At 37.4% G+C, this 23,533-nt stretch carries 29 protein-coding genes; 16 read left to right on the top strand and 13 right to left on the bottom strand.

Annotation, left to right across the window (positions count from 1 at the left end; all coding sequences use genetic code 11):
* Positions 1-43 precede the first annotated feature (43 nt).
* Entirely contained in the window at positions 44-1,162 is a 1,119-nt protein-coding gene (locus R2R28_RS09070; protein WP_316825359.1) for a GNAT family N-acetyltransferase, read from the top strand.
* Between the two features lie 237 nt (positions 1,163-1,399).
* Here R2R28_RS09070 and R2R28_RS09065 read toward each other — a convergent pair whose 3' ends face one another.
* The 8 genes from R2R28_RS09065 to R2R28_RS09030 form a co-directional block, all read right to left on the bottom strand.
* The gene (locus R2R28_RS09065; RefSeq protein WP_316825358.1) at positions 1,400-2,341 is read right to left on the bottom strand and encodes an EamA family transporter; all 942 of its coding nucleotides are present in this window, start codon (positions 2,339-2,341) and stop codon (positions 1,400-1,402) included.
* A 4-nt stretch (positions 2,342-2,345) separates the two neighbouring features.
* Positions 2,346-2,825 (bottom strand): Lrp/AsnC family transcriptional regulator, encoded by a 480-nt coding sequence (locus R2R28_RS09060; protein ID WP_316825357.1) that lies wholly within the window; start codon positions 2,823-2,825, stop codon positions 2,346-2,348.
* A 119-nt stretch (positions 2,826-2,944) separates the two neighbouring features.
* On the bottom strand, positions 2,945-3,265 hold the full coding sequence (locus tag R2R28_RS09055) for a helix-turn-helix transcriptional regulator (RefSeq protein ID WP_316825356.1): 321 nt from the start codon (positions 3,263-3,265) through the stop codon (positions 2,945-2,947).
* A 68-nt stretch (positions 3,266-3,333) separates the two neighbouring features.
* Complete coding sequence (locus R2R28_RS09050; protein ID WP_316825355.1) at positions 3,334-4,686, bottom strand: UDP-N-acetylmuramate--L-alanine ligase; 1,353 nt, start codon at positions 4,684-4,686, stop codon at positions 3,334-3,336.
* 103 nt (positions 4,687-4,789) lie between these two features.
* Positions 4,790-5,638: a 50S ribosomal protein L11 methyltransferase gene (gene prmA, locus R2R28_RS09045; protein ID WP_316825354.1), complete on the bottom strand. Its 849-nt coding sequence runs from the start codon at positions 5,636-5,638 to the stop codon at positions 4,790-4,792.
* Positions 5,638-6,399, bottom strand: coding sequence for a triose-phosphate isomerase (tpiA, locus tag R2R28_RS09040; protein ID WP_316825353.1), 762 nt, complete (start codon positions 6,397-6,399; stop codon positions 5,638-5,640). Before tpiA ends, prmA begins: the two co-directional genes overlap by 1 nt.
* Positions 6,400-6,447: 48 nt before the next feature.
* The gene (locus R2R28_RS09035; protein WP_316825352.1) at positions 6,448-7,614 is read right to left on the bottom strand and encodes a putative sugar nucleotidyl transferase; all 1,167 of its coding nucleotides are present in this window, start codon (positions 7,612-7,614) and stop codon (positions 6,448-6,450) included.
* 72 nt (positions 7,615-7,686) lie between these two features.
* Positions 7,687-7,935 (bottom strand): type B 50S ribosomal protein L31, encoded by a 249-nt coding sequence (locus R2R28_RS09030; RefSeq protein ID WP_025142617.1) that lies wholly within the window; start codon positions 7,933-7,935, stop codon positions 7,687-7,689.
* A gap of 289 nt (positions 7,936-8,224) precedes the next feature.
* Here R2R28_RS09030 and R2R28_RS09025 point away from each other — a divergent pair, with 289 nt between their 5' ends.
* Positions 8,225-8,392, top strand: a complete 168-nt coding sequence (locus R2R28_RS09025; protein WP_316825351.1) for a hypothetical protein — start codon at positions 8,225-8,227, stop codon at positions 8,390-8,392.
* Between the two features lie 6 nt (positions 8,393-8,398).
* Positions 8,399-9,088, top strand: a complete 690-nt coding sequence (locus R2R28_RS09020; protein WP_316825350.1) for a hypothetical protein — start codon at positions 8,399-8,401, stop codon at positions 9,086-9,088.
* A gap of 10 nt (positions 9,089-9,098) precedes the next feature.
* On the opposite strand, the gene R2R28_RS09015 is transcribed toward R2R28_RS09020, so the two are convergent.
* Positions 9,099-9,383, bottom strand: a complete 285-nt coding sequence (locus R2R28_RS09015; RefSeq protein ID WP_316825349.1) for a hypothetical protein — start codon at positions 9,381-9,383, stop codon at positions 9,099-9,101.
* Positions 9,384-9,719: 336 nt separating this feature from the next.
* Positions 9,720-10,127, bottom strand: a complete 408-nt coding sequence (mce, locus tag R2R28_RS09010) for a methylmalonyl-CoA epimerase (protein WP_316825348.1) — start codon at positions 10,125-10,127, stop codon at positions 9,720-9,722.
* 117 nt (positions 10,128-10,244) lie between these two features.
* On the opposite strand from mce, the gene R2R28_RS09005 reads away from it, so the two are divergent.
* From R2R28_RS09005 to R2R28_RS08970, 8 genes are all read left to right on the top strand, one after another.
* Entirely contained in the window at positions 10,245-11,456 is a 1,212-nt protein-coding gene (locus R2R28_RS09005; RefSeq protein ID WP_316825347.1) for an IscS subfamily cysteine desulfurase, read from the top strand.
* A 108-nt stretch (positions 11,457-11,564) separates the two neighbouring features.
* Positions 11,565-11,978 (top strand): Fe-S cluster assembly scaffold IscU, encoded by a 414-nt coding sequence (gene iscU / locus R2R28_RS09000; RefSeq protein ID WP_025142622.1) that lies wholly within the window; start codon positions 11,565-11,567, stop codon positions 11,976-11,978.
* Between the two features lie 103 nt (positions 11,979-12,081).
* Positions 12,082-12,408: a HesB/IscA family protein gene (locus tag R2R28_RS08995; protein WP_025142623.1), complete on the top strand. Its 327-nt coding sequence runs from the start codon at positions 12,082-12,084 to the stop codon at positions 12,406-12,408.
* Positions 12,409-13,047: 639 nt separating this feature from the next.
* Positions 13,048-14,964 carry a long-chain fatty acid--CoA ligase gene (locus R2R28_RS08990; RefSeq protein ID WP_316825346.1) on the top strand — a complete coding sequence of 639 codons (1,917 nt, stop codon included), beginning with the start codon at positions 13,048-13,050 and terminating at the stop codon, positions 14,962-14,964.
* Positions 14,965-15,021: 57 nt separating this feature from the next.
* Positions 15,022-15,315 carry a type II toxin-antitoxin system HigB family toxin gene (locus R2R28_RS08985; protein WP_187595364.1) on the top strand — a complete coding sequence of 98 codons (294 nt, stop codon included), beginning with the start codon at positions 15,022-15,024 and terminating at the stop codon, positions 15,313-15,315.
* 4 nt (positions 15,316-15,319) lie between these two features.
* Positions 15,320-15,676, top strand: coding sequence for a type II toxin-antitoxin system HigA family antitoxin (locus R2R28_RS08980; RefSeq protein WP_025142628.1), 357 nt, complete (start codon positions 15,320-15,322; stop codon positions 15,674-15,676).
* Positions 15,677-15,739: 63 nt separating this feature from the next.
* Complete coding sequence (gene lysS, locus R2R28_RS08975; RefSeq protein WP_316825345.1) at positions 15,740-17,449, top strand: lysine--tRNA ligase; 1,710 nt, start codon at positions 15,740-15,742, stop codon at positions 17,447-17,449.
* 140 nt (positions 17,450-17,589) lie between these two features.
* On the top strand, positions 17,590-17,802 hold the full coding sequence (locus R2R28_RS08970) for a hypothetical protein (protein ID WP_316825344.1): 213 nt from the start codon (positions 17,590-17,592) through the stop codon (positions 17,800-17,802).
* A 107-nt stretch (positions 17,803-17,909) separates the two neighbouring features.
* On the opposite strand, the gene R2R28_RS08965 is transcribed toward R2R28_RS08970, so the two are convergent.
* The gene (locus R2R28_RS08965) at positions 17,910-18,464 is read right to left on the bottom strand and encodes a pyridoxamine 5'-phosphate oxidase family protein (RefSeq protein WP_316825343.1); all 555 of its coding nucleotides are present in this window, start codon (positions 18,462-18,464) and stop codon (positions 17,910-17,912) included.
* Positions 18,465-18,661: 197 nt separating this feature from the next.
* Between R2R28_RS08965 and R2R28_RS08960 the strand changes: the two genes are divergently transcribed.
* Complete coding sequence (locus tag R2R28_RS08960; RefSeq protein ID WP_316825342.1) at positions 18,662-19,159, top strand: YdeI/OmpD-associated family protein; 498 nt, start codon at positions 18,662-18,664, stop codon at positions 19,157-19,159.
* A gap of 336 nt (positions 19,160-19,495) precedes the next feature.
* On the opposite strand, the gene R2R28_RS08955 is transcribed toward R2R28_RS08960, so the two are convergent.
* Complete coding sequence (locus R2R28_RS08955) at positions 19,496-20,035, bottom strand: DUF2892 domain-containing protein (RefSeq protein WP_316825341.1); 540 nt, start codon at positions 20,033-20,035, stop codon at positions 19,496-19,498.
* Positions 20,036-20,151: 116 nt separating this feature from the next.
* Here R2R28_RS08955 and R2R28_RS08950 point away from each other — a divergent pair, with 116 nt between their 5' ends.
* The 4 genes from R2R28_RS08950 to R2R28_RS08935 all read left to right on the top strand — a co-directional run bounded on the left by R2R28_RS08950 (position 20,152) and on the right by R2R28_RS08935 (position 22,625).
* The gene (locus tag R2R28_RS08950; RefSeq protein WP_316825340.1) at positions 20,152-20,670 is read left to right on the top strand and encodes a thioredoxin family protein; all 519 of its coding nucleotides are present in this window, start codon (positions 20,152-20,154) and stop codon (positions 20,668-20,670) included.
* Between the two features lie 130 nt (positions 20,671-20,800).
* Positions 20,801-21,481: a uracil-DNA glycosylase gene (gene ung / locus R2R28_RS08945; protein WP_316825339.1), complete on the top strand. Its 681-nt coding sequence runs from the start codon at positions 20,801-20,803 to the stop codon at positions 21,479-21,481.
* Complete coding sequence (locus tag R2R28_RS08940) at positions 21,481-22,149, top strand: alpha/beta hydrolase (protein WP_316825338.1); 669 nt, start codon at positions 21,481-21,483, stop codon at positions 22,147-22,149. The genes ung and R2R28_RS08940 overlap by 1 nt, the downstream gene beginning before the upstream one ends.
* 65 nt (positions 22,150-22,214) lie before the next feature.
* Positions 22,215-22,625 carry a GxxExxY protein gene (locus R2R28_RS08935; RefSeq protein WP_316825337.1) on the top strand — a complete coding sequence of 137 codons (411 nt, stop codon included), beginning with the start codon at positions 22,215-22,217 and terminating at the stop codon, positions 22,623-22,625.
* Between the two features lie 323 nt (positions 22,626-22,948).
* On the opposite strand, the gene R2R28_RS08930 is transcribed toward R2R28_RS08935, so the two are convergent.
* Positions 22,949-23,419, bottom strand: coding sequence for an Lrp/AsnC family transcriptional regulator (locus R2R28_RS08930; protein WP_025142637.1), 471 nt, complete (start codon positions 23,417-23,419; stop codon positions 22,949-22,951).
* Positions 23,420-23,533: the final 114 nt, after the last annotated feature.

Genomic DNA, 23,533 nt, shown 5'->3' with positions numbered 1-23,533 from the left:
TCCGCCCGCTTGGTAGGATGCTTTTTAATTTTAAAATGTGCCCATGCAAATTATACAGGTAAGCAACCCATCATTAAAAAAAGACTTTTTAAATACACCCAAACTCTTATATAAAAACGATAAAAGCTGGATATGTCCATTGGATAGCGAAGTAGAAAATGTTTTTAATCCTGAAAAAAACACCTTTTTTGCACATGGCAAATGTACCCGTTGGATTTTAAAAGATGATGCAGGCAAACTGATTGGCCGCGTTGCCGCCTTTATTAATGAGAAAAAAGCTTACCATTACGATCAACCTACCGGTGGAATGGGCTTTTTTGAATGTATTGATGATGAAAAAGCTGCCTTTCTTTTATTCGACACCGCTAAAACATGGTTAACCGAAAATGGAATGAAAGCCATGGACGGACCTATTAATTTTGGCGAAAATGATACTTTCTGGGGCTTATTGGTTGAGGGTTTCACTCCTCCTTCTTTCGGCATGAACTATAATTTCCACTACTATCAAAAGTTTTTTGAAAAATATGGTTTCGTTACCGAATATGAACAATTAACCAATCACATTAACCTTACGATCCCATTTCCTGAGCGTTTTACAAAAATTGCCAATTGGGTTAGAAACAAACCAGGTTATACTTTCGAATATTTCAGCAAAGCCAATTCCAGTAAATACATCAACGATTTAATGGAAATCTATAACGATGGCTGGCAGGATTTCGAAAACTTTGTTCCAATTAAAAAGGAAACGCTTGAGGAAAGCTTTAAAAGCATGGAACCGATTATGGATGAGCATTTAATTCAGTTTGCTTATTTTAATGGCGAACCAGCATCTTTTGTGGTGTTGATTCCTGATGCAAACCAGATGATTAAAGGTTTTGATGGTAAACTGGGTTTAATCGAAAAATTAAAGTTTGCGTACCGTCGCTGGGTTGGCGCTACAAGGATGAGGGCTATTGTAATGGGTACTAAACCTAAATTCCAGAAGCATGGATTGGAATCGGTTCTATTTATTCGTTTAGGTGAATATGTATTGCCAAAAAACCAGTATAAAGAGCTTGAATTAAGCTGGGTGGGCGATTTTAACGAACAAATGATCGCCATACATAAAGCTACAGGTGCAACCTTTGGCAAAAAGCATTTAACCATGCGAAAGATATTTTAACCTTATGGGTTTGTCACTGCCAAGGTTCGTGTCTCCACGAACCTTTTTTTTTATTTTCCTGCCATTGATTCACGGAAACACGGAGAAATGTAACTTAAACTTTTCTTCACCAAGGTTCGTGTCTCCACGAACCTTTTTTAATTTATTTTGCCACGGAGACGCAGAAAACACGGATCAATTAAACTTCTAAGCCTTATGCAGCAGATTTCTTCATCCCGTACACAGTCCAAATGACGTTTAAGTTATAACCTGCGCACTTTTATATTTAGGTAAATTAATCAACAGCACGCTTCCTAAAATAATCACCAAACCGATCACCTGCATTAACCCGATTACCTCATTGGTAAAGGTTAAGCTCAATAAAACAGCCACAACCGGGTTTACATATGCATAAGTACTTACCTGAGTTGCCGGGCGTACTTTTAACAACCAAACATAGGCGCTAAAGGCAGCAATTGAACCAAAAATAATCAGATAAATGATTGACAGCCATGCATCAAGTGGTATACCTCCCCAATCTAACAGCTTAAATTCCGATTTTATAAATGCTCCTGGTAAAAAAGCCAAACTGGCCATTAACATCTGCCAGCCTGTATTTACAGAAACTGAACTTTCGGTAGTGGGGTGATATTTAGAATAAAGTGATCCTCCTGCCCAGGCAATCGGCCCAAAAACAAGCAATACCATACCTATAATCTGCAGGTTACTTTGAGGCTTATTAAGTGCCTGCACAATCTGATCGCCAAACAGAAGTACAACACCCAAAAAGCCGATAACTAAACCTGATACAATGTATTTATTACTCAGGTTTTCTTTCCAGTGCGATTTATCCAGAATGACGAACCATATTGCTGCTGAAGCAACCATAATGGCCACTAAACCACTTGGAATAAACTGTTCTACCCAAATTACAATGCCATTGCCGAGCCCCAGCATCAAAATCCCACTTACTGCTGCAATTTTAATCGTTTTTAAGTTAAAAATCTTTTCTCCCTTTAGTTTGCACCAACTCAAAAGCAAAATGCCCGCGGTAGTAAACCTTACGACACCCAAAATAAATGGCGGAAAGCCAGCCAGTGCTTTCTGGATGAAGAAATAGGTTGAACCCCATACAATGTATACGATGGCAAAGGCCAGATAAACCATTACCGGAGATGCCGTTTTATTTAAATTTGTCATGACTTTATTTTTGAGGAATTACCAATTGTTGCTGTTCTTTTACCGTTTCTAATACAATAGTGGTCTTGACCGATAAAATATTGGGAACCTTGCTAAATTCATCACGTAATAAAGCCATTAATGATGCCGAATCTGTAGTTCTCACCTTAACCAGAAAACAATCATCTCCTGCAATTACATGCACTTCCTGCACATCAGGGATTTTTGCCAGTTCGCTCGCCGTATCGTTACAGCTGAAACTTTGCGCTGATTTCATCGAAATAAAAGCCAGTAATTTTAAATCGACCGCAACAGGATTTACTTTGGCGTTATATCCAATTATGACGTTTTTCTTTTCGAGTTTTTTTACACGCTCCAGCACAGCCGATGGAACAAGATCTAATGCCTTTGCCAAATCTACGTTCGAGATCCGGGCATTTTCCTGCATAAGCCTAAGTATAGCCAGATCGACGTGATCCAGACTAAAATTGTTTTCGATTACCATTCTATAAAACTATAAATATTTAGAACAAAATTCAAAATATTTTAAATAAAAATGAATTTTATTCTATTATATAGTTTTATTATGATGATTAGTCGGTCAAATAAATGGAAATCCGAATTTTATATCCCGAGTTTATCGTAGAGGTCGATTACCTTTTTACGGAGTTTATTGATCTCTTCTTCCTTCTCAATCAGCTCTCTTTTAAGCGTAGCCAATTCAGCTGATGGCTCGGCTTCCACTGCTTTACCATCGATCAGTTGTGCAACAGGAACTTTAAAGGCTTTGGAAATCTGGAGTAAACGGGAAATGTTGAGATCGGTTTGGCCCGTTTCTATTTTACAGAATGCCGGTGTAGAAATATTTAATTTTTTGGCAGCATCAGCCTGACTTAAACCCAGGGCCAGTCTGCTTTGTTTGATGCGGTCTCCGATGCTTTTCATTTATATGAGATACTAGATATAAGATTTGAGATGGAATTATTTCCTGTCTCAAATCTCAGGTCTTCAATCTATTTATCTAATGAAGCTGCTAACTCAGGCAGATCGAAACCTGCGTAATTGCCAGAGCTCATCATCAGCAAATTGGCATCTTTATAATTGAGGCTTAACAGATAACTTTTCAGCTTGGCAGCGTCGTTAAAAAATTTCAATTTTGGATTGGCGAAAGCCTGTTGAACATCGTCTTCAGAAAAAGGTTCCATGCGTTTCTGTTCAAAAGATTTGATGTCGATGAATACAATTGCCTCATCAGCTTTATCCATTGCACCGGTATATTCTTTCAAAAAATCTTTATTCAAACTGCTAAAAGTGTGCAGTTCGATACAGGCTACTAATTTACGATCCGTAAACTGCGCTTTAACCGCATCAATTGTAGCTTTTAATTTTGATGGCGAATGTGCAAAATCTTTGTAAACATTGGTCGATTCATCTGCTGAAATCACTTCCAAACGCTTAGCAGCGCCAGTGAACGAAGCAATAGCAGTATCAAATTCTTCCCCACTGATATCTAACTGTTTGCAAACCAGTTTGGCTGCATTCAGGTTCATCAGGTTATGATCGCCAAAAATCTTTAGCGCCGTTTCTTCCGGAAGCAAGTAAGTTATTCCATTTCTAATTTCATGCTCAGGAATGGCATAACCAATCTTTGAAACATTTGCTTTCGACTGGGTTACGATTTCATTTAAATCAGCATCTGCCTTGCAAAAAATCAAAGTACCGTTAGACTCAATGGTATCGATAAACTTATCGAACTGTAAAGTATAATCGGCATATGTTGGAAAAACATTGATGTGATCCCATGCAATACCACTAATTACGGCAACATTTGCCTTATATAAATGAAATTTAGGTCTTCTATCAATCGGCGATGATAAATATTCATCACCTTCAATAATCATTACGGGCGCTTCTTCGGTTACTTTAACCATGGTTTCGAAACCGGCCAGCTGCGCACCAACAAGGTAATCGAAATCGCGTTTGTAATAATTTAACACATGCAAAATCATGCTGGTAATGGTTGTTTTACCATGGCTACCACCGATAACCACACGTAGCTTATTTTTACTTTGCTCGTAAATATATTCAGGATAAGAATATATTTTAACACCTAATTCTTGTGCTTTCAATAACTCTGGATTATCAATCCGGGCGTGCATGCCTAAAATTACAGCATCCAGGTCGTTTGAAATGCGATTTTCATCCCAGCCCATTTCAGCAGGCAATAGTCCATATTTATCTAAACGGGATTTTGCAGGTTCGAAAATCACATCATCAGATCCCGAAATCTGATATCCCTTTTTATGTAAGGCAATCGCCAGGTTGTGCATGGCACTTCCGCCAATCGCTATAAAATGTATGCGCATATTTTTTTTATTTTAGATGTGAGAAAGGAGACGTGAGATTTGAGATACAAGATTGGAGACCGGAAATGTGACAACAAACCCTCCACCTTAAACACTAAACCTTCTACCCTTCCGCCTTCTTCTCAAACTGTGCCGCAATCCAATCGCCGTTCTGTTTATGATCAATGTATTTAATACCGTATTTAGCACATTCGGCCGTAATCATTCCCAGATCCGGGTCTAAATAAAATCCACTGAAGAAAATCTTACCTCCGGCTTTTAAGACTTCGGCGTAACTATGAATCTGATCTAAAAGGATGTTTCTATTGATATTGGCAAAAATAACATCGTATTCTTCGTTAGGGATTACCTCTTTACTTCCACAAAGTGCCTGTAAATTATCTACCTGGTTAAGTGCAGCATTTTCGATGGTACTTTCGTAACAGATATCATCATAATCGATGGCCATTAAGCTTTTAGCACCCAGTTTTGCAGCCAGAATAGCCAAAATACCGGTACCACAACCCATATCCAGGATACTTTTGTCCTTTAAATCGGCGGCTAAAATATATTGCATCACCATGGTCGTGGTTTGGTGGTGACCCGTACCGAAGGCCATTTTAGGATCGATTACAATCTCGTAAGGATATGATGGCTGTGGTTCGTGGAAGGTTGCCCTTACATAACACACATCATCAATAATCAGCGGACTGAAGTTCTTTTCCCATTCGGCATTCCAGTTTTCGTCGGCAACATCTTCTAAGGTATAATCCGTTGCAAATTCGTCACTATAATTGGCCAAAAGATCTTTTAGTTCCTGCTCGTTAAAATTATCCTTGATTACGAAGGCCGTAAAACCACCCTCACTATCTTCGAAAGTATCGAAGCCTGAATCGGCAAGATCGCTGATGAGCAGATCCTGTTGATAGTCTTCGATACCTTTGAATGTAAATATTGCTTTAATGTACTGCATTAGCTGTTTAATGCTTTAATAATATCTGTAAAATCGCGTGATTTCAATGACGCGCCACCAATCAGGCCACCATCAATATCTTTTTGAGAGAATAAGCTCGCTGCATTACCTGGGTTACAGCTACCGCCATATAAAATGGTTGTATCATCAGCCACATTGAAACCATAATTAGCCTCAATTTCACTACGGATAAAAGCGTGAATATCCTGTGCCTGCTCTGGAGAAGCAGTTAAGCCTGTTCCGATAGCCCAAACCGGCTCATAAGCGATCACGATTTTCTTGAAATCTTCTTCGGTTAAGCTAAAAACACCTTCAACAAGTTGTTTTTTCAATACCTCGTAATAACTACCATTGTTACGCTCATCTAAAGTTTCACCAATACAGAAAATCGGGGTTAAACCATTTGCTAAAGCAGTTTTGGTTTTAGCAGCCAATAATTCATCACTTTCAGCAAAATATTGTCTGCGTTCCGAGTGACCTAAAATCACATACTCGGCGCCAACAGATTTAACCATTTTAGCTGAAGTTTCGCCTGTATAAGCACCATTTTCTTTATCACTAATGTTTTGAGCGCCAATTTTAACATCGTTACCACCCAATTTTGCCAAGCTGTTTAAATGAATAAATGGTGAGCAAATAATAGCCAACTGATCGCCTTTACGCTCATCTTTAACCATATTTACGATTTCGCTGAACAACGAAACACCTTCGTTGTAATCTAAGTTCATTTTCCAGTTACCGGCAACAATCTTTTTTCTCATTTTGTATTATTTAATGGTTGGTTGATCTTTTATGATCAAGGTTTTATATTAAAATCGCCTATACGATTCGGTTAATTCAAATACTTTGGCAATAATATCCTTTTCTACTTCATCAAGAGCCATATTTTTCCTGGCGAAAACTTTTTCGGTAGTTCCGAACATTTTATCTAATTTATATACTTCAAAACTATTACCGCCTCCCCAGCTAAAATCGGGTATATGGTTTGGTGGAAGTCCGCCGCCGAAAACATTGGCGCTAACCCCTACTACACTCCCGGTGTTGAACATGGTATTGATGCCGCATTTGGCATGATCGGCCATAATCAGCCCGCAGAATTGCAGGTTAGTATTACGCATTTTTTTGCTTTCGTAATCGTAAAGTTTTACTTCTGCGTAGTTGTTTTTTAAATTCGAATTGTTGGTATCGGCACCGATATTGCACCACTCGCCCATTACAGAATTACCTAAATAACCTTCATGACCTTTGGCCGAATTACCCCAGATTACAGAATTGTTAATTTCTCCTCCGGCACGGCTATTCGGACCAATTGTAGTGCCCGAGTATATTTTAGCACCCATTTTTATAGATGAATTATCACAAAGCGCAAAAGATCCCCTTATTAAGCTACCCTCCCAAACTTCGGCATTTTTACCAATATAGATGGGTCCGTAAGTGCTGTTAAATACACTGCACTCGGCTTTGGCACCCTCTTCAAGAAAAATATCATTACCTAGCAGTTGATTGGTACCACTTAACTTTGCCGAGCTACGTCCTTCGGTCAATAATTTAAAATCTTTTCTGATTTCAGCTGGATTATGACTAAAAATATGCTCAGGATAAACAATATGTATAAAATCGCCTGAATATTCAATTTGTTTTAGCGACTTAACCGCCTGAAGATTGTGCTGACCGGCAATATAAGCGATAACAACATCTTCTTTGTAAAGCACTTCTCCTGCCTTTAGACCGGCAATAGCATTAAGCAAGGCTTCATCAGGGCAAACAGAGCCATTTATATATAAATCAGCATTGGGTTTTGGCGCAAATTTTATAGAGAGGTAATCCTGGGTTTGAAAGCCGAAATCGGCCTTTAAATATTTGGCCCATTTTTCTGCAATGGTTAAAATACCTATGCGTAAATCGGCCACAGGCCTGGTAAAAGTAAGTGGACGCAGGGACATCCAGCTAGCATCATCAAAAAGATTGATTGTCATAAGCTGCAAAAATAAAAAAAGTCCCGATGCTTTTGGCAAAGGGACTTCAAAAAATGCTTTTTACAGCTAAAATTATTTCTTAGCGTAACGGTTTTTGAATTTATCGATACGTCCTGCAGTATCAACCAATTTCATTTTACCAGTATAAAAAGGGTGTGAAGTGTGAGAAATCTCTAATTTATAAAGAGGATACTCGTTACCATCTTCCCATTTAATTGTTTCTTTAGTATCTACGCAAGATTTTGTTAAGAAAGCATATTCGTTAGACATGTCTTTAAAAACAACTGGTCTGTAGCTTGTTGGGTGCAAATCTTTTTTCATTTGAATATTATTTTTAGTTATTTGTGTGAAAGCATCAAGAACATTTTTGCAATTTGCTGGCAACAACGCTTATGACATTTCCTATTAGTCTTTCTACCTCTATTTTAGAGGATGCAAATATCTTAATTTTATTTTTGATTTACAAGCCTAAATAAAGATTTTTAAATTATATGGCTTTTCTACTTCTGCTGTAATTAAAAGAGTCTGAAAACAGATGGTTGCAAAATTAAACTTTTTCGACCTTAATATTGTTTTTCAGATATTTAAAAAATATATGTAAATTTGATATATGAGAAAAGAAAGCGAATTTGATGGCATCATCCACGCCGATAGCAGCGGAAAGCTCTACATTAAAAGTCCTGATTTTTTTGCACAGCCAAGGGTTATCCAAATGGTGGGCGCATTAATGCAATCGAATATTTTTAAAAAAATAGAGAAGGACAAAAACAAAAAATAACTATAAATGCCATTTAACCTACTCTTATTTTCTCTTGTAGGTGGCTACTATATATTAATCAGATTCAGGTACCTGCGGTATGTACAGTACCGGCTAGAAAGCCAGCGCATATTATTAAACTCTGCCTTTGCGGGTATTTTGTTACTGGGCGCATGTTTTATACTCAGGGCAATTTTTATCGCCATTTGGCCTGAAACGGTTGAGCACCTTAGCAAATCACTACCTATCCATGCACCTTACTTTGGCACAACCAGCCTATCATTATTGGTTGCTGTTGCTGCAACAGAAATCGCAAATCTTTTTATCAACCGGCTTAAAGCCATTAAAAGGGCAATTGCTACTTCAGGAAATGAATTTGAATTGTTATTGAGTTCCTCTTTTTTTGATGCACACCTTTTACAGTTTACCATGGATAGCGGGAAATTTTACATTGGCTGGGTAAAAGAATTGCCAAAACCATTTACCACGAGTTACATCCGCATTACCCCTGCTTTTAGCGGCTACCGCAAAGCTGACGACAAAGAACTTGTTTTTACCACGCAATATTTAACGGTTTATGCCAGTTACATCGAAGATGGCTCTGTTGCCAATACCGACGAACTAAAAACCGACCTGGTAATAAAAGCAGACAAAATTAATTCCATTTCGTTTTTTGATATGGATATGTACAACCGCTTTAACCCTTTGCAGGAATAAACACATTAAACTAATCTTTCTTCGGGCTGTATTTTGCCCAGGTTTCGATTTTGGCTTTCTGACGGGCGATATAGGCATCAGCAATTATTTCGGCAGAACTAACCCCTTCTACCGTCTCTAACAATTCCTTTAATTTATACTGATCTACATCAGCCTTATATAAGATCTGAATCAGTTTTGAAAAATCGTTATCGATTAAATAAGCAAAAGCATCAACCATTGCATCTCGGAGTTGACTTTCGGAAAGAGTATGGGGTATATCGAAATCTTTGCTGATAATGCTAATTAATGACATGGAATAGGATTTTTAAGATTTCAAGATTAAAGTGTGTCAGAATAGGAGTTGTTAATATTGGGCTTAGGCAATTTGCATTGTCCGAAGAAGCACAGTCCAAAATTAAATAAACCTGATAAAAGCGGCAGCTCCCGATTCTTCATCGGGACTACAGCGGTTAGCAGGACTGCAGGTGCTATGGAATACGGAACCATTCGTTTTCATAAAGCAACAATCTGACACCCCGCCTTTCAGGCACCCTCCGAATATCGGAGCAGGCTCTCTAAAAGAGGGGAATAAGTGGGCGCATAAAAACCATCATCCATTTTACATCTTCCATTTTACATCTTCCACCCATCAAATCCATTTAATCTCCTGACAGATCTCAATCAGCACGCCATTGGTATCTTTTGGATGCACGAAACAAACCATTTTATTATCTGCACCCTTTTTTGGAGAATCGCTGAGCAGTACAAATCCTTCTTTGTGCAAGCGCTCCATTTCTGCCAGGATATCATCAACAAGGAAAGCAATGTGATGAATCCCCTCTCCTTTTTTATCGATAAATTTAGCAATTGCGCTATCAGGAGCAGTAGCCTGAAGCAGTTCCACCTTATTTTCGCCGGTTTTAAAAAAAGCTGTATTTACAAATTCAGACGCAACCTGCTCTGTTTTATAGCAATCGGTATTGAGCAGTTTCTGATAAATGTATATAGAACTGTTAAGGTCTTTTACCGCGATGCCGATGTGTTCTATCTTGTTCATAGATTATAAGGTTATGTGAATGTAAAAATGCGGCTTTTATCTATAAGCTCATAGCTATTATTTATAATTGTTAAATAAGTTTTTTCGTATCTTTGTGGTATAATTAACAGAATAGAGATGAAACAGCCGATATATTTAGATAATAATGCTACAACCCCGCTAGATCCTAGGGTGTTGGAAGCAATGCTACCTTACTTTACTGAGAAATTTGGAAATGCCGCAAGTCGTAATCACGCGTTTGGCTGGGTGGCTGAAGAGGGTGTAGATTATGCCCGTGAGCAGGTAGCCAAACTAATCGGCTGTACTGAAAAAGAAATTATTTTTACATCAGGTGCTACCGAAGCCGATAACCTGGCTATTAAAGGTGTATTTGAGATGTATAAAGAAAAAGGCAACCACATTATTACTGCGGTTACTGAACATAAAGCCATTTTAGATACTTGTAAACATTTAGAGAAAAATGGCGCCCGCGTTACCTATTTGGGCGTTAAAGAAGATGGTTTAATTGATTTAGCTGAATTAGAAGCGGCTATGACTCCTGAAACTATTTTAGTTTCGATTATGTATGGCAACAATGAAATTGGTGTAATACAACCGGTTAAAGAAATTGCAGCGATTGCACACCAACACGGCGCTTTATTTATGACTGATGCTACGCAGGCAGTTGGTAAAATTCCGGTTGATGTAAATGCTGATGGTATTGACTTAATGGCTTTTTCGGCTCACAAAATGTACGGTCCGAAAGGTGTTGGTGTACTTTACGTTCGTCGTAAAAACCCAAGGGTTAAGGTTACTGCACAAATGGATGGCGGTGGCCACGAGCGTGGCATGCGTTCGGGTACTTTAAACGTTCCTGGTATTGTTGGTTTAGGAAAAGCCTGCGAGCTTTGCCGTTTAGAAATGGAAAGCGAATCAATCCGTTTATCAGCTTTACGTGATAAGTTAGAGACTACTTTAAACAAAATGGAAGAGAGTTATGTTAATGGTAATACACAACACCGTTTACCACACGTAGCGAATATTTCTTTCAAATATGTTGAGGGTGAAGGTTTAATGATGGCGATGAGTGATTTAGCGGTATCTTCAGGTTCAGCTTGTACTTCGGCATCTTTAGAACCATCATACGTGTTGAAAAGTTTAGGTTTATCTGATGATTTGGCTCACTCTTCTATCCGTTATGGTTTAGGAAGGTTTACTACTGAAGCTGAAATTGATCAGGCAATTGAAGTAACTCAAAAAGCGGTTAACCACTTAAGAGAACTTTCTCCACTTTGGGAAATGTTTAAAGAAGGAATCGATTTGAGTAAAATTGAGTGGGCGGAACACTAAGAAAGGTTGAAGGCTGGAAGGTTAAAGGCCTAACGCCATACGCAGAACGCCTAGAGCTAAACAAATAATTAAAAAATTGCTCCGTAAGGAGATTAAAAAAATAAAATCATGGCATATTCAGAAAAAGTAATTGACCATTACAATAACCCACGTAACGTAGGTACATTAAATAAAGACAGCAAATTTGTAGGAACAGGATTAGTTGGTGCACCTGAGTGTGGCGACGTAATGCGTTTGCAGATTGAAGTTGGAGAAGATAACGTAATCACTGATGCTAAATTTAAAACATTTGGTTGTGGTTCGGCTATTGCTTCTTCTTCTTTAGCTACCGAATGGTTAAAAGGAAAAACAATTGATGAAGCTTTATCTATCGATAACATGGATATTGTTGAAGAATTGGCTTTACCGCCAGTAAAAATCCACTGCTCAGTTTTGGCAGAAGATGCAATTAAATCGGCTATTAACGATTACCGCGTTAAAAACGGCTTAGAGGCAATTGTATTAGAAAAATCGCACCACTAAGGTTAGTATAAAGTATTACAGTATAAAGTATCAAGATAATTTCTAGTTGATACTTTATACTAATAACTTGATACTAAATACTTGATACTAAATACTCGATACTATGATTACGATAACAGATAAAGCAAAAGAAAAAATCACTCATTTAATGCAGGATTCGGAAATGGGTTCTGATTACTTTTTACGCGTTTCGGTAAAAGGTGGTGGTTGCTCGGGTTTATCATATAATTTAGATTTTGATAACGAGGAACAAAAAGGCGATCAGTTTTTTGAAGACAGAGGAATTAAAATTGCTTTAGACATGAAATCATTCCTTTATTTGGCCGGAACTGAATTAGATTTCACAGATGGTTTAAACGGAAAAGGTTTCAACTTCATCAACCCAAATGCCAGTCGCAGCTGTGGTTGTGGCGAGAGTTTTTCAGTTTAATTGGATCGAGTAACTTATAGAAAAAGGTTTCATTTTATGGAACCTTTTTTGCGTTTTAAGAGGTTTGTCTTCGCAAGATTAGCCACACATTTTTTCCCGCAGATTAAGCAGATTTGAAGCGCAGATTAAGCAACAACTTAATCACCTTCATGTATTTCCATCCAGCCCAGGCCAAAGCACCGAATCCCCGTTCCACTTTAATCCGGCCTAATAAATTTTTCGGATTCCACAGACCCAGCCATCCCAATAGCTTCCACAGAAAAATTTTCAGCCGGCGTTTTTTGGTTCTTTTTGACGCCAAAAAGAAGGAGCCCTTCGGCGGCGGCGAGCCGAGGCAAGCCTGAGCAGATGGGTGAACAAGTGATATTATAAAAGTAAAGGTATAGGAACAACGAAGAAATCTTTCCTGTTAGCGATCCTTGTTAGAAAGATTGCTTCGTCGGCTGAAAAAGCCTTCTCGCAATGACGAATTTGGCGGCTTATCTATTCGCTAAGATTCTTCTGTCATTAATATTGATTTTTATAAAATAAATTATCCCTCAGGATGACAGGTATGGAAGAAACACTAACGTCAATTTGTATTTTTAAACCAAAAAGCGTTATAATTGTTAATTATATTCAGCGAACCAATTACGAGCAATGCCATTAATAAACGAATTTTCAACGGTCCCTACCCTGTTGCGGAATGTTGTAAAAAATATACATCAAGCACAAGAAACCTTCTTGATTCACAAACAAGGTGCGGAATGGGCTGAAATTTCTTATGAAGATACCTTAAAAAGAGCCGATGCAGTTTCTGCGTTCTTTTTAGAGAAGGGAATAAAAAAGGGTGATCGTTTAGGCTTGATGATCGAAAATTCTCCAGAATATGTGTATTACGATCAGGGTATTCAGCAGATTGGTGTAATCAACGTATCGATCTACCCTACACTTTCTGAACAGGAAGTGGCTTATATCATTAACGATTCTGGCATAAAAGCCATTCTTGTAGGGAATAATTTCTTATACCGTAAAGTATTAAAGGTAGCGGCCAATTGTAAGGCATTAAAATATATTATTCCTGCTTTCAAAGATTTTGAGAAAGTTACCATTCCCGCAGATGTAAATGTTGAGGTAATTGCTTTTTCTGATATCCTGGCACTTAAACACCAGGTTACAGCAGCAGAAAGGGCCGAAATAGACCAGTGTAGAAGCCTGGTATTGCCAGAAGATGTTTCTTCACTAATTTACACATCGGGTACCACCGGAACGCCAAAGGGCGTAATGCTTACGCATTATAACTTTGTTAAAAATGTGGAAGTGTGTTTACAACAGATCCCGGTGATCGACCAAACGGAAACTTTTCTTTCCTTTTTACCTTTATCGCACGTTTTTGAACGTACGGCTACTTACCATGTTTGCTGTGCGCAGGGTTGTAAAATTGCTTTTGCACAAAGTTTAGAGCTCTTAGCTAAAAACATGGGCGAAGTTCGTCCAACGGTAATGAGTTGTGTACCCCGTTTGTTAGAACGCATACATGATAAAGCGATAAAAGGAGGAACTGCAGGAGGTGGAACAAAAGCAAAAATATTTACCTGGGCTTTAGAAACGGGGAATAAATACCGCGTGGCAAAAGAAGCCGGGAAAAATCCGGGTTTAATCCTATCTGCAAAAAAAGGAATCGCGGAGAAATTGGTTTTCAGCAAAATTAAGGAAAAAACAGGCGGTCGTTTAAAATTTATGATTTCGGGTGGCGCCGCCTTACCTAAAAATGTGGGTGAGTTTTTTGGCGATCTGGGCATTAAAATACTAGAGGGCTTTGGGTTGACTGAAACCTCACCTGTAATGTCGGTTACTGAATACCATAGACAGGTTTATGGTACTGTTGGCCGTATAATTCCTGGCATTGAGGTAGCGATACAAGATGTTGAAAGTAAAGCGATACTGAGCATCCAAACACACAATACTTTTGAAGAAGATTTTGAATGTGCCGAAGGGGAAGTAATTGTACGTGGCCATTGTGTAATGAAAGGTTATTTTAACAAACCTGCTGAAACTGCCGAAGCGATTGATAAGGATATGTGGTTCCACACCGGCGATATTGGCCGTTTTTATAAAGGAAACTTGCAGATTACCGACCGTTTAAAAAACATGATTGTAAATGCTTATGGCAAAAACGTATATCCTACACCTGTAGAAAACATCTATCTAAAAAGTCCGAAGATTGACCAGTTGTTTTTGATTGGCGATAAACGTGAATTTATTACCGCCATTATTATCCCTAACAGGGAAACTTTGGAAGAAACCTTTAAACTGCAACCATCATTTTTTGAGGAAGCAGATCCTTTTATCCGTAACCAGGAAATTATGGATTGGATGGAGCAGGACATCAAAAAAATCTCTAACGAGCTGGCCAAATTTGAACGCATAAAAAACTTCAAGATCAAACGTAATCCTTTCAATATAGACGAAGGCGAAATTACGCCAACTATGAAAGTGAAACGCCGCATTGTAGAAAAAAAATATGCAGAGGCCATTAACGAAATGTATGAGGAAGGTGTAGAAGCGGAATCGTAACAATTAAAAATTTCCCATTTAGGGAACTTTTCTTATATTTGTTCAATATTTATCTAAGTGAGAATAATCGCTAAAAAAATACTGCGTGATTTTTGGGAAAGGCATCCAGATTGTGAAGAACAACTGAAATCGTGGTATCAGGAAACAAGCAATAGCAATTGGGAAAAGCCTAATGATGTAAAAAGCGATTATCCCAGTGCAAGTATCTTAGCTGATAATAGAATTGTTTTTAATATTAAAGGCAATAATTATCGGTTGATTATCAAAATCAATTATGATTATCAGATGATCTGGATACGTTTTATTGGTACTCATGCTGAATATGATAAAATAGATGCTACTAAAATCTAAACACATGAATATTAAGCCGATCAAAAATCAAAATGATTATACTCAAGCCTTAGAAAGGCTCGAAGTTATTTTCGATGCTAAAAAAGGCTCGGTCGAAGGTGATGAATTAGAGGTATTAGCGATCCTCATCGAAAATTACGAGGACAAACATTTCCCTATTGGTTTTCCTGACCCAATTGAGGCCATTAAGTTTAGAATGGAACAAATGGGCTACAAACAAAGTGATTTAGCCAAAGTTGTTGGTTTAAAAAGCCGAGCAAGTGAAATATTAAACCGAAAGCGGAAATTATCACTCGATATGATCAGGCAATTACACGAAAGTTTCAATATACCTACAGATGTGCTTATCCAGGCATATTAAAATTATACATTAAGACAAAAATAAAACCCTGCAAAATCATTACTTTTGCAAAAAATACCCGAAATGAGTATAGGATTATCAGAACAAGAAGTATTACGACGTGAGTCGTTAAAACAATTACGCCAGTTAGGCATTGAGCCTTATCCAGCAGAAGCATACGATGTTAACGTTACTGCTGCCGACATTTTAGCAAACTACGAAAAAGATAAAACCGCCTATAAGACCGTTAGTTTAGCCGGTCGTATTATGGGCCGTAACATCATGGGTGCCGCATCTTTTGCAGAATTACAAGATTCTACAGGCCGTATTCAGATTTATTTGAAACGTGACGAACTTTGTCCTGGCGATGATAAAACCTTATATAACACCGTATTTAAGAAACTTTTGGATATTGGTGATTTCATCGGGATTACTGGTTACGTTTTTACTACCCAAACAGGGGAAATCTCTATCCACGTTACCGGTTTTAAGGTTTTAGCTAAATCTTTGCGTCCGCTACCAATTGTAAAACGCGACGATGAAGGAAACGTTTATGATGGTTTTACCAATCCTGAATTACGTTACCGCATGCGTTATGTAGATTTAACGGTAAATCCTGATTTTAAACAGATTTTCATCAAACGCAGCAAGGTGATTAACAGCATGCGTAATTACTTTGATGAACAAGGCTGGATGGAGGTAGAAACCCCTATCCTGCAGCCTATACACGGTGGTGCAGCCGCTCGTCCGTTCGCTACACACCACAATACTTTAGATATGCCGCTTTACCTGCGTATTGCAAATGAGCTGTATTTAAAAAGATTAATCGTTGCAGGTTTCGATGGTGTTTATGAGTTCGGTAAAATGTTCCGTAATGAAGGAATGGACCGTACGCACAATCCGGAATATACTTCAATGGAAATTTATGTGGCCTATAAAGATTATATCTGGATGATGGCTATGGTTGAAGAATGTTTGGAAAAGGTAGCGATTGCAACCAATGGCTCAGCTGTAGTTAAAGTTGGTGAAAACGATATTAATTTCGAAGGACCATACGAAAAACTGACCATGTACGAATCGATCCAAAAATATACCGGAATCGATGTTTCAAAAATGACTGAAGAGGAACTTTTACAAACCTGTGCATCGTTAGGCATCGAAACCGATTCTACCATGGGTCGCGGTAAATTAGTAGATGAAATTTTTAGTGATAAAGTAGAAGCGAATTTAATCCAACCTACTTTTATTACCGATTATCCAATAGAAATGACACCACTGGCTAAAAAACACCGTAGTGCTGAAGGTTTAGTGGAGCGTTTCGAAATATTTGTGAATGGTAAGGAAATTGGAAATGCTTATTCAGAGCTGAATGATCCAATCGATCAAAAAGAACGTTTTGAAGATCAATTAAAACTTGCCGACCGTGGTGATGCTGAAGCAATGGCCATGGATGATGATTTTGTTCGTGCCTTGGAATATGGTATGCCTCCTACCTCAGGTTTAGGTTTTGGTATCGACCGGATTGTAATGTTAATGACCAATCAAAGTACCATTCAGGAAGTTTTATTTTTCCCGCAGATGCGCCCTGAGAAAAAGAAAATAGAATTAAACCCAGAAGAAACCGAATTGTATGCACTGGTTTCGGAAGGCGAACAATATTTGTTAACGGATATAAAAGCGAAGCTTGCCGATTGGAGCAATAAAAAATGGGATACTACTTTAAAGGCATTAACTGGTAAAGGCGTTTTAAAGGTGACTAAAACCGATGAAGGTCTGTTTTTATCGCAGAAATAGTCAAAAAACGTGTCTTTCTAACGTTGAAATAACACTTTTAGTGTTAACATAAACATAACAAAAACTTAAAAGGCTTGCTAACAATTGTTTAGCAGGCCTTTTCTATATTTACAGCAATCGATAATTAAAACCATTGCCTTATGAATACGTCAAGTTTAGAAATCAACGAAAGAGAATACTGCATTAAATTAAGCAAAGATGCTTTTGATTTAACTTTAGTTCGCCAATTAATAAAAAGAATCCAGGCCGAAGCCTTATTTTTCTCAAGAACTCAGGCCGAAGATGAGGATATCTTAAGCAAAAGAGCCCAAAGAGAAGAATTTGAGGGATTTGATTATTTGGGAGACAAGTAGCCAGTTTACAGTTGATAAATTTGGAACTTGGAGTTGGGCGTTTGGAGCCAGTTAACCGATTTAAACAATTAACCGATTAACCAACTCTAACAGCTAACCGCCTACTCTTAATCAACCTCCAGCGTTCCTTCTACCGAATCATCCATTGTTTTCCCTGTAATTACGGATGCAGCCATCTTTAAAAATGCAACGGCAGTGCCGTGTTTAGTATCCCAGTAATAGCCTTCTGATGGGATTACTTTAATCAACGTAATATTCGGATCGTCTTTCCCTCCCTGAAACCAGGTTTTAATAAACGGACTCCAGAGTTCGTCAATTTTGGCCTGGTCCCTGCTGATTTCTGAAATGCCGTAAATATTAACAAAACCTGAATGCGCACCTGCCTGAAATAACAAATTGGTAAAAGGATCAGTAGAAATTTCATCATTTTTATGACTATCTTTCATACTCATAAACCAGATATTCCCTTCTTCATCAACCTGCTGAATGGCCATTGGCCTTACCGATAAGGGTATACCCGTTTTAATATTGGTACAGAAAAAACAACTTTCAGCTTTTTCTGCTAATTCTTTAAGTTTTTCGATGGCCTCTTTGCCGCCCAAATCTTTAATATTATTTTCTTCCTGAGTATTGTTCGTACTTCCTTCTTGTGATGTTGCCATAGGATTAAGATTTTATATAAACTACAATGGAAAATGGGGTTTGGTTTTGGATTTTTGCGGAGGGCCTTTGGCGGAGAGCGAAAAGCGAAGAGCGTTGAGTAAAGAGCGTTAAGTGGAGCGTAGAGGATAAACTATGAAATTGGATATATTCAACAAGATTTCATGGTTTTTCTAATCAAAGGCAATATCTTTAATTAATGGATATTAAAAAACCGAAACCTTTTACAGCCAAGATTAACCTTATAGGCATTAATCCTTTTGTATTTGTACCAGAAGAAACATTAGAATATATATTTAAACACGCCGGTAAAAGCAAAGGTCAATTTCCTGTTATTATGAAAATTGATGGCCATAAGTTTAAGCAAACTTTGGTTAAATATGCTGGCGATTGGCGTTTGTACCTGAACACCCCGATGCGAAAAGCAGCAGGAAAAGATGTTGGAGATCTTGCGACATTCGAAATCACGTTTGATATTGAGGAACGTTTAATAACCATGCACCCAAAATTGGTTAAAGCCCTGGCAGAAAACAAGGATGCTAAAAAGATATTTGATAGCCTCCCACCTTATTTACAGAAAGAAATTGTACGTTACATTGTCAATCTTAAAACAGAAGAATCAGTAGAGAAAAATGTTAAAAAGGCAATCAGATTTTTGTTGGGTGAAGAAAGATTTATCGGAAGAGATCCATTGTAGAAAAGTCGTCATTGCGAGGAGGTACGAGGAAGCAATCTTTCCTACCGGCGATATTGCAAGAAAGATTGCTTCGCCGGCTGAAAAAGCCTTCTCGCAATGACGAGTTTTATTGTTCAGAATGATTATATTTTGAACACCGCGCATTTAATGCACAGTTCCTTCACCCATAAACCTGATGGGAGCGGCAGCCCCGAAACATGAGGGCTAAAGCATACAGCGGGATTGCCGCTCCCGATGAAATACTGCCCTCCCATTTTCAAAACAAAAAAGACCGCTTAAAACTAAACAAAAAAGCCATCTCAATTATGAAATGGCTTCAAACTACTACGTTTAATATTATCTGTAACGAACTTGCTGTTGCTTGTCCATCATACCCATCTGATCTTTCATTTGTTTAATCTGATCGGCCAATAATTTATTTTTATCTGCTTTTTTAGCTTCGGCAAGGTACATGGTTGCTTCGCGTTTATTACGTTTTGCCATTGCTATACCAGCAAGACTTAGTTTAGCCAAAGCAACGTTGTGATCCATATGCATACCTAAGGCAAGCGATTTTTTGAAATATTTTTCACTTTGCATCGGTGCAGTGCGACTTTCGATTAAACCGATCAATAAGTTATAGTAACCGTGCTGAGCTTTAATCAACTGGGTTTCATAATTGGTAATGCGATCTAAAAACATTTTTGCTTTAGGCATGTTATCTTTTCTAAGAAACCATTGTGCTAAAAGCATGTTTTCGTTAAAGAAATAAGTTACGAGCACAATTATACCCAATAAAATGGCAAGAATGCCCCACGGCCAAAAGCCGAAAATAAATAAAGCTACTGCGCCACCCAGTAAAGCAAACCCCGCAATTAATCTGATAATATTTGGCATAAATTTTATTCTAATTATTTTATTTTTGCAAATATCGTGTTTAAATGGCAGAAATTAGATTTTAAAACAATAATTTCATTAAAAATTACAAAGATCAAAAAAAATACCTCTACAATATGAAAATCCTATTATCTATAACCCTAATCGTACTTGCAATGAACGTTTCTGCACAAGAAGTAAATAAAAAAATCCACGATCAAGTCCACAATAAAGATATCCTCATTAATGCATGCACGCGTGAAGGAATTACTTCGTTTCCAGAATTTAAGGAAATGTACGATCCGCTTTATGCTGCCTACGTACCTGATGCAGCAACCATGATTGAATTAAAAAACCTGGTTAAAAACGAAAAAATAAAAATTGTTTTAGGTACCTGGTGTGGTGATAGTAAAGCAAATGTGCCAAACTTCTTCAAAATTCTAGACGCCTTACACTTTAAAGAAAAAAACGTAGAAATTATTGCTGTTGACGGGAATAAAAAGGCAGAAAATGGCATTTTAGATGGCCTGGATATTTCAAGAGTACCAACGTTTATTGTTTTTGATAAAAAAGGGAAAGAACTGGGAAGAATTATTGAAGGACCGAAAACCAGTCTTGAAGGTGATTTATTGGCGATATACAAGAAAAAATCTTAAACCTTTTGAGCGGCTTTATGGTTTGTAGTTTAAATGGTTTATGGTTGATAGCCGATTCCCTAACCATTGACCATGAACTATAAAACCATTAACCAAATTCCATTTTACATTACAATCTTACATCAATATTATGTCTGCAGCATTAGAGCCGGGTTGGCTAGCCGTTTTAGAAGAGGAGTTTGAAAAAGACTACATGAAAAATCTGAAGTCTTTTTTACAGGAAGAGAAAAACAACGGAGCAATGGTGTATCCGAAAGGCGCTGATATTTTCAATGCATTAAATACCACGCCCTTCAACAAGGTTAAAGTGGTTATTTTAGGTCAGGATCCTTATCATGGTGTCGGGCAGGCGCATGGATTATCATTTTCGGTACAACGTGGTGTAACTGTACCACCATCCTTAAAAAACATTTATAAGGAATTAGAAACTGATATTGAAGGTTTTAAAACACCAGGTCATGGTAATTTAACCTATTGGGCAGAGCAAGGTGTGTTGTTATTGAATGCAACTTTAACCGTTCGTGCTTCTGAAGCTGGCTCCCATCAAAACCGTGGCTGGGAAATTTTTACCGATGAAATTATTAAAGCCTTATCGCAAAAACGCGAACATATTGTTTTCTTATTGTGGGGTAAATATGCACAGCAAAAAGCGGCTTTAATAGATCAGAAGAAACATTATGTACTTACAGCGGCTCACCCATCGCCATTTTCGGCTTATAATGGTTTTTTTGGTTCGAAGCATTTTTCTAAAGCAAATCAGCTTTTGGTGCAAAACAATTTAACACCTATAGACTGGAACCTGCCGGTATAATGAACTCCTATTTTATAAGCGGTTTAGGTGCAGATAAAAGGATCTTTTCTAAGCTTAAGCTCGATGAAAGGACTAATATCATTCATGTTGATTGGATTGCTCCAGGTAAAAATGAATCACTTGCCGCTTATGCCGAAAGGTTAAGTAAAGTGATTGACCTTTCACAGCCTTTTGCGTTGGTAGGCGTTTCTTTTGGTGGTATGATAGCTATAGAAATTGCAAAAATCTTAACCCCTGTAATAACGATTATTATTTCAAGTACCATGGTAAGCGACCATCTGCCTGCGCCCTACCGTTTTGCAGGAAGATTAGGTATTCTGAAATTCATCCCGGCTAAACTTTTAAAATCGTCTAACAAGCTCACACAGCATTACTATTTCGGCACAAAATTGAACAGTGAGAAAATTTTGTTAAGCAAAATCATTAAAGATACTGACCCTTACTTTTTGAAATGGGCTATCGGGAGCATATTGAGCTGGAAAAATAAAACGATACCTGAACGGATTTACCACATCCATGGTTCAAATGATAAGATATTGTATTCTAAAATTGCAAAACCCGATTTCGTGATCCACAAGGGAACGCACTTTATGGTTTATCAAAACGCAAAGGAAATTTCAGGAATTATTGATAAATTGCTGGAGTCTTTGCCAATAAAGACAATTTAATTTTTTTTTGCAAATCATCCAAAAACAATCCCAAAGAAATATGAAGAATACTTTGATTGATTTTTATGATGAACAAACCTTTTCTCGACCACTTAGAATACAGGGTTACTGGTGCCTGTATAGAAGTAAATAGAATTCTAGGTCCTGGCCTTCTTGAAAGCGTATACCACAAATGTTTAATGCGGGAATTACTGTTACAGGGTATAAATTTTACTGCTGAACATCCTATTTTACTTTCTTATAAAGATGTATTACTAAACACTGAACTTAAAGTTGATTTGGTAATTGAGAACTGCTTAGTATTAGAACTAAAGGCAGTTGAAAGTATATTGCCTATTCACGAAGCGCAGATTTTAACCTATATGAAGTTGCTTAAAATCCCGAAGGGATTGCTTATCAATTTCAATTCAACCAATATAGTCCATAATGGAAAAAAGAGTTTCGTTAACGAATTTATGTATGATATAGACAGTTAATCATAAATACATAAACACCCATCTTAGATGATTTTAGATGGTGAAAATTATGAACCACCTTAGTCACCTGAGGGCACCTTAGCTTTTTAATTACCCTTGGGTATTGCGGGATAGTTCTCTAAAGCTTGTTAATGAATCTATGTACGAGATTAATTCTTAACATAAAAGGAATAACCCCAACTCAGATGATCTAAGATGACTTAGGTGGTTAAATAAAAAACGATAGAAATATAAGCACCTAATTTAGGTGATTTTGGCTAGCTCAAGCAATTATAAACCACTAAGAACACCTTATCTTTTCAATTTGCTTTGATAGTATTGGTCTAGTATTCCAAAGGCACAATCGGTTCTTTCTTGGTGGTCGACATGATCATCATCGTTTGGAAGGTTTTCACCACAGAAATCTTACTGATTTTATCCATGATTAAACGTTCATAAGCTTTGATATCCTTTACATAAACCTTTAACAGAAAATCTGCCTGTCCGGTTACGTGGTGGCATTCTGTGATTTCTTTAATTTGGTTTACTTCATCCAAAAAGATCTGTATGGTATTGTTTTTGTGAAAATCGAGCTGAATCTGAATAAAGGTCTTAATCCCTAAACCCAGTTTTTCTTCATCCACCAATGCATGATAACTTTTAATATACCCTGCCATTTCCAACTTGCGCACACGCTCTAAAGTTGGTGCGGGTGATAAACCAATTTCTTGTGATAAAAGCAAATTGGTAATTCTTCCGTTCTCTTGAAGAATTCTTAAAATTTTAAAGTCAATTTTATCTAATTCAGATGCCATATGGTGTTAAAGGTATTTGAGAATACAAACATAACCAAATTATATTCTAAATTTTAACATAATTTATCATATATATTTTAAATAAAAATTTTTAGATTTACCTAAAAATAAAAT

Origin of the sequence: Pedobacter miscanthi, from assembly GCF_032678605.1 — a bacterium.
In the GTDB taxonomy this organism is placed as follows: domain Bacteria; phylum Bacteroidota; class Bacteroidia; order Sphingobacteriales; family Sphingobacteriaceae; genus Pedobacter; species Pedobacter miscanthi_A.
Note: the sequence above shows the minus strand (reverse complement) of the source record. Positions and strands in the feature narration are given on the sequence as shown.